The sequence below is a fragment of the Bradyrhizobium sp. 21 genome (genome assembly GCF_023073335.1).
Classification (GTDB): domain Bacteria; phylum Pseudomonadota; class Alphaproteobacteria; order Rhizobiales; family Xanthobacteraceae; genus Bradyrhizobium.
This window is the reverse complement of the sequence record NZ_JADPJG010000004.1, coordinates 194,934-205,472: the sequence shown is the minus strand read 5'-3', so window position 1 is coordinate 205,472 and position 10,539 is coordinate 194,934. Positions and strand designations below refer to the sequence as shown.

The 10,539-nt window shown below is 64.6% G+C and carries 10 protein-coding genes; 9 read left to right on the top strand and 1 reads right to left on the bottom strand.

The genetic code is table 11. The features are described from left to right. The first annotated feature begins 286 nt into the window (after window positions 1–286). The 5 genes from IVB31_RS08420 to IVB31_RS08400 all read left to right on the top strand — a co-directional run bounded on the left by IVB31_RS08420 (window position 287) and on the right by IVB31_RS08400 (window position 4,678). Complete coding sequence (locus tag IVB31_RS08420; protein WP_007614761.1) at window positions 287–559, top strand: helix-turn-helix transcriptional regulator; 273 nt, start codon at window positions 287–289, stop codon at window positions 557–559. Between the two features lie 110 nt (window positions 560–669). Next, a complete protein-coding gene (locus IVB31_RS08415) occupies window positions 670–2,424 on the top strand; it encodes a SulP family inorganic anion transporter (RefSeq protein ID WP_247320704.1) in 1,755 nt (584 codons plus the stop codon). A gap of 93 nt (window positions 2,425–2,517) precedes the next feature. After that, window positions 2,518–3,351 carry a shikimate dehydrogenase gene (locus IVB31_RS08410; protein ID WP_247320702.1) on the top strand — a complete coding sequence of 278 codons (834 nt, stop codon included), beginning with the start codon at window positions 2,518–2,520 and terminating at the stop codon, window positions 3,349–3,351. A gap of 65 nt (window positions 3,352–3,416) precedes the next feature. Then, on the top strand, window positions 3,417–4,043 hold the full coding sequence (locus tag IVB31_RS08405; RefSeq protein ID WP_247320701.1) for a hypothetical protein: 627 nt from the start codon (window positions 3,417–3,419) through the stop codon (window positions 4,041–4,043). Between the two features lie 14 nt (window positions 4,044–4,057). Continuing rightward, window positions 4,058–4,678 (top strand): hypothetical protein, encoded by a 621-nt coding sequence (locus tag IVB31_RS08400; protein WP_247320700.1) that lies wholly within the window; start codon window positions 4,058–4,060, stop codon window positions 4,676–4,678. Between the two features lie 198 nt (window positions 4,679–4,876). Here IVB31_RS08400 and IVB31_RS08395 read toward each other — a convergent pair whose 3' ends face one another. Then, the gene (locus IVB31_RS08395; RefSeq protein WP_247320699.1) at window positions 4,877–6,013 is read right to left on the bottom strand and encodes an alpha-hydroxy acid oxidase; all 1,137 of its coding nucleotides are present in this window, start codon (window positions 6,011–6,013) and stop codon (window positions 4,877–4,879) included. A 148-nt stretch (window positions 6,014–6,161) separates the two neighbouring features. Between IVB31_RS08395 and IVB31_RS08390 the strand changes: the two genes are divergently transcribed. The 4 genes from IVB31_RS08390 to IVB31_RS08375 all read left to right on the top strand — a co-directional run bounded on the left by IVB31_RS08390 (window position 6,162) and on the right by IVB31_RS08375 (window position 10,469). Continuing rightward, the gene (locus tag IVB31_RS08390; protein ID WP_247320698.1) at window positions 6,162–6,329 is read left to right on the top strand and encodes a hypothetical protein; all 168 of its coding nucleotides are present in this window, start codon (window positions 6,162–6,164) and stop codon (window positions 6,327–6,329) included. Between the two features lie 221 nt (window positions 6,330–6,550). Beyond that, window positions 6,551–7,894 carry a phosphoglucosamine mutase gene (gene glmM / locus IVB31_RS08385; RefSeq protein ID WP_247320697.1) on the top strand — a complete coding sequence of 448 codons (1,344 nt, stop codon included), beginning with the start codon at window positions 6,551–6,553 and terminating at the stop codon, window positions 7,892–7,894. 261 nt (window positions 7,895–8,155) lie between these two features. Next, the gene (locus IVB31_RS08380; protein WP_247320696.1) at window positions 8,156–9,406 is read left to right on the top strand and encodes an MFS transporter; all 1,251 of its coding nucleotides are present in this window, start codon (window positions 8,156–8,158) and stop codon (window positions 9,404–9,406) included. A gap of 226 nt (window positions 9,407–9,632) precedes the next feature. Beyond that, window positions 9,633–10,469 (top strand): outer membrane beta-barrel protein, encoded by an 837-nt coding sequence (locus tag IVB31_RS08375; RefSeq protein WP_247320695.1) that lies wholly within the window; start codon window positions 9,633–9,635, stop codon window positions 10,467–10,469. The last annotated feature ends 70 nt before the right edge of the window (window positions 10,470–10,539 follow it).

Below are 10,539 nucleotides of genomic sequence, written 5' to 3'. Positions count from 1 at the left end.
GCTCGGCCACGGCGGGCGCCGGCAGCTTCACCCGCCAGTTCGACCACATGGCCGAAGTCACGGGCCGCGCCGCCGACCAGATCATCGCAGCGCATCAGCACGCGGCGTGAGCTGCCTCTCGCAGTGAGGCACGTACTGCTCTCGCCCTCTCTCCGTTCGTGCGGGGAGAGGGCGACGCGGAGCACGTGGCGGCGAGGGCCCTCTTGCGTTCGGCTCAACTTGATGTATTTTACATCATTGTGCATGCTCCAGACATCATTTATAACCGTTCATACGTGAGGCCAAGGTGATCACGTCGTTCCAGATGCGGGCAGCGCGCGCGCTGCTCGGCATTGACCAGAGGGCTTTGGCGGAGCTTGCAGGCGTATCGCTGCCGACCATTCAGCGGATGGAGGCGAGCACCGGCAACGTCCGTGGCGTGGTCGAGACCTTGATGAAGGTGGTCGAAGCCTTTGATCGGGCCGGCGTCGAGCTGATCGGCGAACAGGCGCGCAGCGAAGGCGGCGGACGTGGCGTTCGGCTCAAGGAGCCGGGGCCGCCGCGTCGGGTGGGGGCGTGATCCCGCAAATGATCATGCTCGGAAGCAGTCTTAACTAACGCACCGTCGCGCCCCGATACGCGGCCGCACGATGCATCGGAGCGTCGTGGGCAGCGGAGCATTTTGCTGAAATGAGCATCACAGGCGAACACGCAGGCAAGCTGCACCAGCTTCGTCGGCCGACCTTCACCGAACTCTATCTGCCAAAGCTCGTCACCGTATGGCGCGAGGGCTACGGCCTATCGGATTTCCGCGCCGATGTGTTTGCGGGCCTCACAGTTGCGATCGTCGCGCTGCCGCTGTCGATGGCGATCGCAATCGCCTCTGGCGTGACGCCGGACCGCGGACTTTACACCGCTGTTGTCGGCGGCTTCATTGCGTCACTGCTCGGCGGCAGCCGGTTCCAGATCGGCGGTCCTGCCGGCGCCTTCATTGTGCTGGTTGCGGCGACCGCCGACCGTCACGGGGTCGACGGCGTGATCCTGGCGACGCTGATGGCGGGCCTGTTCCTGATCGCTGCGGGCTTCCTGCGGATCGGCACCTATATCAAGTTCATTCCGTATCCGGTGACGGTCGGCTTCACCGCCGGCATCGCCGTGATCATCTTCGCCAGCCAGCTGCGCGATCTCGGCGGGATCACGCTCCTCGCGAAGGAGCCGAGCGAGTTCGTTCCGAAACTCATCGCGCTTGCCGGCGGCCTGCACACCGTCAATCCGTCGGCCGTCGCGGTCGCGATCGTCAGCATTGCCATCATCGCCGGCCTGCGACGTTGGCTGCCGTCCTGGCCGGGCATCCTGATCGCGGTCGTGCTCGCGGCGGTCGCATGTGCCGTGCTGTCGCTGCCGGTCGAGACCGTCGGCTCGCGCTTCGGCGGCATTCCGCGCGAACTGCCCTCGCCGGCCTTGCCTGCGTTCTCGCTCGCGAAGGCGACCGCCGTGCTGCCGGATGCGATCTCCTTCGCGCTGCTCGCCGCCATCGAATCGCTGCTGTCGGCGGTGGTGGCCGACGGCATGACCGGTCGCCGTCACCGCTCCAATTGCGAGCTGGTGGCGCAAGGCGCCGCCAATGTCGGCGCGGCGCTGTTCGGCGGCATCTGCGTCACGGGGCTGATCGCGCGTACCGCGACCAACATCCGCGCCGGCGCGCGGGGGCCGCTCGCGGGCATGCTGCATTCGATCTTCCTGCTGCTGTTCATGCTGATCGCAGCGCCGCTCGCGAGCTACATCCCGCTGGCCGCGCTCGCCGCCGTGCTCGTCGTGGTGGCCTGGACCATGGCGGAGAAGCACGAATTCGCGACGCTGCTGCGCTCGTCATGGGGCGATGCCGTCGTGCTGCTCGCAACCTTCCTGCTCACCATCTTCCGCGATCTGACCGAGGGGATTCTGGTCGGCTTCGCGCTCGGCGCGGTGCTGTTCATCCATCGCATGGCGGAAATGACCGGCATCGAGGAACGTTCGCCGATGGTGGCCGCCGATCGTCCCGACGACGAAAATGGCGAGCGCGTGCCTTACGACCCCGCGCTCGCGGTCGATCGCGACGTGCTGGTCTATCGCATCACCGGCGCGTTCTTCTTCGGCGCGGCCTCGGCGATCGGCAGCGTGCTCGACGGCATCGCCGACAAGCGCAAGGGATTCGTGGTCGATTTCGCCGCGGTGCCGTTTTTGGATTCGACCGCGGCCAACGTGCTCGGCCGCGTCGCCGCCAAGGCCCACCGCCAAGGCATCCGGCTGTTCATCACGGGGGCGTCGCCTGCGGTGCGCCGCGCGCTGCTCACCCATGGCGTCACTCCGCCACGCGCCCGCTATCGCGAGACCATCGCGCGTGCGGTCGCCGACATCAAGGGTGGCGCGGCGCAGCCCGCGGCCGGTGAGGCGGGCACGACCTGACGTCGAGCCTCTCCCGAGAGGGCCCGCGCGCTTGACAGGGCTTGCGGGACGCGAAATGGATCGCCTCCGAAACGACCCCAGGGGAGGACGACCGTGACCAAGGCTCCCGCAGCCTGTCTGATCGGATGGCCGGCCGCGCATTCGCGCTCGCCGCTGATCCATCGTTATTGGCTGCGCACGCTCGATATCGAGGGCGGCTATGTCATCGAGGCGGTTCCACCCGATAATCTGCGCGACTTCGTGCTCCGGCTGTCGCTGCGCGGCTTCGTCGGCGCCAACGTCACCATCCCCCACAAGGAGGGTGTGCTTGAGCTCTCGACGCCCGATGCCCGCGCGCGGGCGGTCGGTGCGGCCAACACGCTGTGGTTTGCGGACGGCGAGCTGCACTCGACCAACACCGACGTCGAGGGCTTTATCAACAATCTCGATGCCAGCGCGCCCGGCTGGGACGCAGCCAGCGAGGCGCTGGTGCTCGGCGCCGGCGGCTCCTCGCGCGCAATCGTGTTCGGGCTACTCGAACGCGGCGTCAAGCGCATCCATCTGGCCAACCGCACCATCGCGCGGGCCGAGACGCTTGCGAGAGAATTCGGCCCGAGCGTGCATCCCGTTGATTGGCACGCGATCGACGACATGCTGCCAGGCGCGAACCTTCTCGTGAACACGACGTCGCTCGGCATGCACGGCCAGCCTTCGCTCGACGTTGACGTCGCGCGCCTGCCGGATGGCGCCGTGGTCGCCGATCTCGTCTATGTCCCGCTGGTGACGCCGCTGCTGGCGGCCGCAAAGGCGCGCGGGCTGAAGACCGCCGACGGGCTCGGCATGCTGCTGCATCAGGCGGTCCGCGGCTTCGATCTCTGGTTCGGCCAGAGGCCGCAGGTCACGGCCGAGCTGCGCGCGCTGGTCGAGGCCGATCTCACGAAGACTTGAGAGAATAGCGCGTAACCTCCGGAGTTCTCTATCCGTAAGGGCGATAGGGACAATCGGAGACCATCATGTCTGTTCAACGTGCAACTTTCACGCGTCCGCTCATCGCCGTCGCGATGGTGGCCATTTCGACTCTCTCGGCATTGGCGCAAAGGGCGCCGGTGCCGACCCGCGTGCGCGGCACGATTGAAAGCGTCAATGGCGACACGATGCAGGTCAAGTCGCGCAGCGGCGAGGATGTCAAGCTGCACATCGCCTCCGACGTGAGCGTGTCAGGCATTAGCAGGATTTCACTCGCCGACATCAAGGCCGGCTCCTTTGTCGGCGCCACCACCGTGCCGGGACCGGACGGCGCCCAGAACGCCGTCGAGGTCCACGTGTTTCCGGAGAGCATGCGCGGCACCGGCGAAGGCTCGCGGCCCTATGACCTCAAGCCCAATTCCAGCATGACCAATGCGACCGTGTCGGAGAGCGTGGTCGGCAATGACGGCTATACACTGCTGGTCAAGTACAAGGACGGCGAGAAGAAGGTGTTCGTCGCTGACAACACGCCGGTGGTGACCTTCGTGCCCGGCGACAAATCCGATCTGAAGGCCGGCGCCAAGGTGATCGCCTTCATGAAACAATTGCCGGACGGCTCGTTCGAGACCAACCGCGTCAGCGTCGGCCGCGACGGCCTGACACCGCCAATGTGATGGAGAATAACAACATGTCGAAATCAACCTGGATGTCACGCCTTGTCGTGGCTGCGTTTGCAGCCGGGTCCATCGTCTCGGCCTCTGCGCAGCAGACGCCGACGGTGCGCATCCGCGGCACCATCGAGAGCGTCGACGGCAATACGCTCGGCATCAAGACGCGTGAAGGCAGCGACGTAAAGGTGCGCATGACCGACAACGTCGCCATCTTCGCGGTGGTGAAGACGCCGTTATCGGAAATCAAGGATGGCTCCTATATCGGCGTCACCGGCCTGCCCGAGCCCGACGGGACGCAGAAAGCGATCGCCGTGCACATTTTCCCGGAGAACCAGCGCGGCGCGGCCGAAGGCTTTCGTCCCTGGGATGCGCGCGCCAACTCGACCATGACCAACGCCACGGTCTCGCAGACGGTGAAGGGCACCGACGGCCAGAACATCACGGTCAAGTACAAGGACGGCGAGAAGAAAGTCGTGGTGCCGCCGGACACGCCGATCGTCACCTTCATCGCCAGCGACAAATCCGAGATCAAGCCGGGCGCCAAGCTGATCATCTTCGGTGCGGCAAAGAAGGAGGATGGCTCGCTGGAAGCCAACCGGGTGAATGTCGGCCGCGACGGCATCACGCCGCCGATGTGAGGGCGCGGTCGCGCGGCTCACTCCGCGGTCGTCCCGGCGAAGGCCGGGACCCATGCCGCGTGATCTATCGATTGGCGCAGGTATCGGTCCCGCGCGAAGACCTTTCACTTCGGGTCCTCGCCAAACCACTTTCGGTGGTTATGGTCCCGGCCTTCGCCGGGACGACGGCCGTTATTGTGCTGCATCCTGCCAGGTACCTCACATCGCAATGATATGATCGTCGATCTCGTCGATCCTGTTGGCGCCGCACAGGCCCATGGTGGTGAGCAGCTCTTTCTGGATGATGTCGATCGCCTTGGCGACGCCGGCCTGGCCGCCGGCGCCCAGGCCGTAGGCGTAGGCGCGGCCGATCATGCAGGATTTTGCGCCGAGCGCGAGCGCGCGCATCACGTCCTGGCCGGAGCGGATGCCGCCGTCGAACATGATCTCCATCCTGTCACCGACCGCCTCGGCGATCTCGGGCAGCACCTCGATCGATGACGGCGCGCCGTCGAGCTGACGGCCGCCATGGTTCGAGACGACGAGGGCCTGCGCGCCGGTCTTGGCGGCTTCCTCGGCGTCCTCGACGTCGAGGATGCCCTTGATGATGAGCTTGCCCGGCCAGATGCTGCGGACCCACTCGATGTCCTTCCAGTTCAGCGAGGTGTCGAACTGCGAGGCGGTCCATTCGGCGAGGCGATTGAGGTCCTCGGTGTTCTTCACGTGGCCGGCGATGTTGCCGAAGGTGCGGCGCTTGCCCCGCAGCACACCGGAGACCCACGCAGGCTTTGTGGCGAAATCCAGAAATTTCGACAGCGTCCACTCGGGGGGGATGGTCATGCCGTTCTTGATGTCGGCATGGCGCTGGCCGATGACCTGGAGGTCAACCGTGAGTACGAGGGCACTGCATCTGGCGGCCATCGCGCGCTGGATCAATTCCTTGATGAAGCCGCGGTCCTTCATCACGTAGAGCTGGAACCAGAACGGCTTCTCGACATTGGCCGCGATGTCCTCGATCGAGCAGATCGACATCGTCGACTGCGTGAACGGGATACCGGCGGCTTGCGCGGCGCGGCAGGCATGGATCTCGCCGTCGCCATGCTGCATGCCGAGCAGGCCCACAGGCGCCAGCATCAGCGGCATGGTCGAGGGCTCGCCGAGGATCGTGGTCGAGGTATCACGTTTGGAGACGTCGACCAGGATGCGCTGGCGGAACTTGATGCCCTGCATGTCGTCGCGGTTGGCACGCAGCGTTTCCTCGGCGTAGGAGCCGCGGTCGCAATAATCGAAGAACGCTTTCGGCACGCGGCGCTGATGCAGTGTGCGAAGATCGTCGATACAGGTGATGTGCTTCATGAACGTTTTCCCGGCCCGTCTTGTCTCGGAAGACTTGTCTCGCAAGTCTTGCGAGACAAGTCTTGCATCGGAAGATCGAGGGGTCATCTAGCATGGTTGGATGCACAGCCAAATCGTTTGCAAAATCCTTTGTGGAGAGGAGGGCGCCATGACGAAGCCGCACGCTGGACCTTCGGCGGAGGAGATCAAGGAGAAGCAGGATCTCGAGGAGGCGCTGGAAGAAGGGCTCGAAGAGACCTTTCCAGGCTCCGATCCCGTCAACGTCACCCAGCCGGCGCCGAGCCGCGGGGACGGCCATGTGAAGCGCACCAGCTGAGGGCGGGTTCCGCCCTGTCCCGGCGCCTTCGCTGGAAATATAACGTTAACAAGATGTTATCGGCTCCGGGGGGCGGCCTGGTTCCGTAATGATTCATCATATTTTTTGAAGCCAAGTTAGCCGCGATGGCTCTATAAGATCCTAGCAAATCAGGGATGCGGGGCCCGTTGGGGCACCCGGAGGTTGTAGCGGGGATCCCTGGTTGTTGCGTGGGGGACGATATGAGCCGCAAATATTTCGGGACGGACGGGATTCGGGGCCGCGCCAACGGACTGATCACGCCGGAGCTCGCGCTCAAGGTCGGCCAGGCCGCAGGCCTTGCGTTTCAGCGCGGTGACCACCGCCACCGGGTGGTAATCGGCAAGGACACCCGCCTGTCCGGCTACATGATCGAATACGCGATGGTCGCGGGCTTCACCTCGGTCGGCATGGACGTGCTGCTGGTCGGCCCGATGCCGACGCCGGCGGTTGCGATGCTGACCAAGTCGATGCGCGCCGATCTCGGCGTGATGATCTCCGCCTCGCACAATCTGTTCGAGGACAATGGCATCAAGCTGTTCGGCCCGCAGGGCTTCAAGCTGTCCGACGACGTCGAGAAGCAGATCGAGCTGCTGCTCGACGAATCTCTCGACAAGCGCCTCGCGCAGAGCGCCAGTCTCGGCCGCGCCCGCCGCATCGACGGCGTGCACGACCGCTACATCGAATTCGCCAAGCGTACGCTGCCGCGCGATCTCTCGCTCGACGGCCTGCGCGTCGTGGTCGATTGCGCCAACGGCGCCGCCTACAAGGTGGTGCCGGAAGCGTTGTGGGAATTGGGCGCCGACGTCATTCCGATCGGCGTCGAGCCCGACGGCTTCAACATCAACAAGGAATGCGGCTCGACCTCGCCCGAAGCCCTGTCGAAGAAAGTACGCGAGATGCGCGCCGACATCGGCATCGCGCTCGACGGCGACGCCGATCGCGTCATCCTGGTCGACGAGCGCGGCCACATCGTCGACGGCGATCAGCTGCTCGCGGTGATCGCGCAGAGCTGGAAGGAAGACGGACGGCTGTCGCGGGCGGGCATCGTCGCCACCGTGATGTCCAATCTCGGCCTCGAGCGCTTCCTCAAAGGCCATGGGCTCGATCTCGTGCGCACGCCGGTCGGTGATCGCTACGTGCTCGAGCAGATGCTCAACGGCGGCTACAATCTCGGCGGCGAGCAGTCCGGCCATATCATCCTGTCCGACTACGCCACCACCGGCGACGGCTTCGTTGCCGCGTTGCAGGTGCTCGCCGTGGTGCAGAAATCGCGCCGCCCGGTGTCGGAAGTCTGCCACCGCTTCGATCCGCTGCCGCAGATCCTCAAGAACGTCCGCCACAAGGGCGGCAAGCCGCTCGACGATTCCGACGTCAAGTCGGCGATCTCCGACGGCGAGAAGCGGCTCAACGGCCACGGCCGCCTGCTGATCCGCTCCTCCGGCACCGAGCCCGTGATCCGCGTCATGGGCGAGGGCGAAGACCGCATCCTGGTCGAGGACGTCGTCGACACCATCGTCTCCGCGCTCGGGCAGGCCGCGGCCTGAGACGCCCGCAGGCTATCCTTCGAGACGCCCGCCTTTGGCGGGCCCTCAGGATGAGTCTTGTTTCGCCGCGAGATCCAAGACCGTGAAATCTTAAACCCTCATGGTGAGGAGCCCGCCCAAAGCGGGCGTCTCGAACCATGCAGGCCGCACAGGTTGCGGCGCGACGCGCATCCCAGCCATCGACGATTGGCGGTGGTTCCACCGTTCCTTGCATCGTAACTAGCGGACGCGGCGGTTCGCCGCGCCTGCCGGGATGCTCCATTGAACAAGCCTGTCGTCGTCTCAGAGGAAACGCTGACCGGGCCCGTCGTCGTCAGCGACGTCGCGCCCGCCGCTGCCAAGGCCGCGGGGCCGGCCTATGTCGTGCTTGCCGGCATCAGCTTCTCGCACTTCCTCAACGACACCATGCAGTCGCTGATTGCTTCCGTGTATCCGATCTTGAAGGACACTTACGCGCTCGACTTCGCGCAGATCGGCATGATCACGCTGGCCTTCCAGTTCACGGCCTCGCTGCTCCAACCGGTGGTCGGCCACTACACCGACAAGAAGGCGCAGCCCTATTCGCTGTCGATCGGCATGGCGTCGACCTTCTTCGGTCTCCTGCTGCTCAGCGCCGCGCACCAATATCTCGTCATCCTCGTTGCCGCCGCGCTGGTCGGTCTCGGCTCGGCGGTGTTTCACCCCGAATCCGCGCGCATCGCGCGGCTGGCCTCCGGCGGCCGCTACGGTTTTGCGCAATCGGTGTTCCAGCTCGGCGGCAGTTTCGGCACCTCGATGGGACCGGTATTGGCCGCGCTCATCGTCGTGCCGTTCGGGCAGGGCAGCATCGCCTGGTTTTCCTCGATCGCCTTCCTCGCGATCCTGATCCTCTGGCGCATCGGCCGTTGGTACGAGCCGCAGATCAAGGCGAAGAAGACCGTCGCGATCGAGGCCCATCCCGACGCGCCGAGCTCGCGTCGTGTCGTCGTTGCCCTCCTCGTGCTCGTCGCGCTGCTGTTCTCCAAGCAGCTCTATGTCTCGAGCCTGTCGAGCTACTACATCTTCTATCTGATCGACCGCTTCGGCGTGTCGACGCAGGCGGCGCAGATGTATCTCTTCATTTTCCTCGCGGCGAACGCGGTCGGCGCTTTTCTCGGCGGTCCCCTGGGCGATCGCTTCGGCCGCAAGATCGTGATCTGGATCTCGATCCTGGGCGCGCTGCCGTTCACGCTGGCGCTGCCCTATGCCGGGCTCACTGCGAGCGCGGTGCTCTCGGTGGTCATCGGCCTGATCATCTCTTCGACGACGTCGTCGATCATCGTGTTCGCGCAGGAGCTGGTGCCACATCGCTTCGGCATGATTTCGGGCGTGTTCTTCGGCGTCGCCTTCGGTATCGGCGGCCTGGGCGCTGCCGTGCTCGGCAAGCTCGCCGACCACACTTCGATCGCGTTCGTCTACCAGGTCTGCGCCTATCTTCCGGCGATCGGCCTGCTTGCGGTGTTCCTGCCCAAGCTGCCGCGCCACGTGCGTTAACAAATCTTCTTTCGCTGCATTGCGGCTTCATCAATCGTTAGCAATTGGGGCGCCGGGGTGCCGCATTTTTGCAACGCTTGCGCCGCATCCGCGTGTGTAGTCAGAAAAAATCAACCTTAAAAATTAGGGTTAAGTGGCGCTTAAACATTTGCTGCCATCGTCCGGGCCGTGAGTTTCCAGAACGTGAGGCGCCGTAACTGCCTCACCGGCCAAAAGGACGAAGCCAATGCGTAGCGTTAAGTCTCTCCTTGCCGCGGGTGCGGCATCCCTGATCTCGTCGATGGCGTTCGCCGCCGATATGCCGATCGCGGCGCCCCCTCCGATGTACGCGCCGCCGGCCCCGCCCGCCGACTTTGGCGGCTGGTATCTGCGCGGCGACGTCGGCATGACCAACCAGAGCGCCAAGCGCATCGAGAGTTCGACCGCCCAGGCGTACCCGACCACGACCGAGGGATTGGGCTTCGACTCCTCGCCGCTGTTCGACCTCGGTGTCGGCTATCGATTCAACAACTGGTTCCGGACGGACGTTATCGGCCAATACCGGGGCAAGGCCAACCTGCACGGAGCGAACAACGTCTTTTATTCGGCAACCGATTTCGGGGCGAACAACTACAGCGGTAGCAAGTCCGAATGGGTCGTCATGGCCAACGCCTACGTCGACCTCGGCACATGGTGGTGCATCACTCCGTTTATCGGCGCCGGCGTCGGCGGATCCTACAATAAGCTGAGCGGTTTCCGCGACAACGGTACTCGCATCAATCCGGTCGACGGTTTGACCAATAGCGTCACCTACTTCGGCGATAACGGAAAGTGGAATCTTGCCTGGGCGGCCCATGCCGGCCTCGCTTACAAGGTCAACCCCGGCTTCACTGTCGAACTGGCTTACAGCTACATGAACCTTGGCGATGCCGCTCCCGGCAACTATCGCGCGTTCGACAATACCATCTCGGGTCCGTCCACGATCAAGATCAGGGAGCTCACCTCGCACGACGTCAAGCTCGGCGTACGCTGGGATCTCAACAGCCCGCCGGCCTATATGCCGCCGCTCGTCACCAAGGGCTGATCCTCAGCCTCATCGGTTAAACTCCCTTAACGGCGCGGGATCATCCCGCGCCGTTTTGCTTTGCGTATTT

Excerpts from the sequence above, each read along its gene's own strand:
- IVB31_RS08405 (WP_247320701.1), top strand. The coding sequence starts at position 3,417 with ATGTCTGTTCAACGTGCAACTTTCACGCGTCCGCTCATCGCCGTCGCG.
- IVB31_RS08390 (WP_247320698.1), top strand. The coding sequence starts at position 6,162 with ATGACGAAGCCGCACGCTGGACCTTCGGCGGAGGAGATCAAGGAGAAG.
- IVB31_RS08400 (WP_247320700.1), top strand. The coding sequence starts at position 4,058 with ATGTCGAAATCAACCTGGATGTCACGCCTTGTCGTGGCTGCGTTTGCA.
- glmM (WP_247320697.1), top strand. The coding sequence starts at position 6,551 with ATGAGCCGCAAATATTTCGGGACGGACGGGATTCGGGGCCGCGCCAAC.
- IVB31_RS08395 (WP_247320699.1), bottom strand. The coding sequence starts at position 6,013 with ATGAAGCACATCACCTGTATCGACGATCTTCGCACACTGCATCAGCGC.
- IVB31_RS08415 (WP_247320704.1), top strand. The coding sequence starts at position 670 with ATGAGCATCACAGGCGAACACGCAGGCAAGCTGCACCAGCTTCGTCGG.
- IVB31_RS08375 (WP_247320695.1), top strand. The coding sequence starts at position 9,633 with ATGCGTAGCGTTAAGTCTCTCCTTGCCGCGGGTGCGGCATCCCTGATC.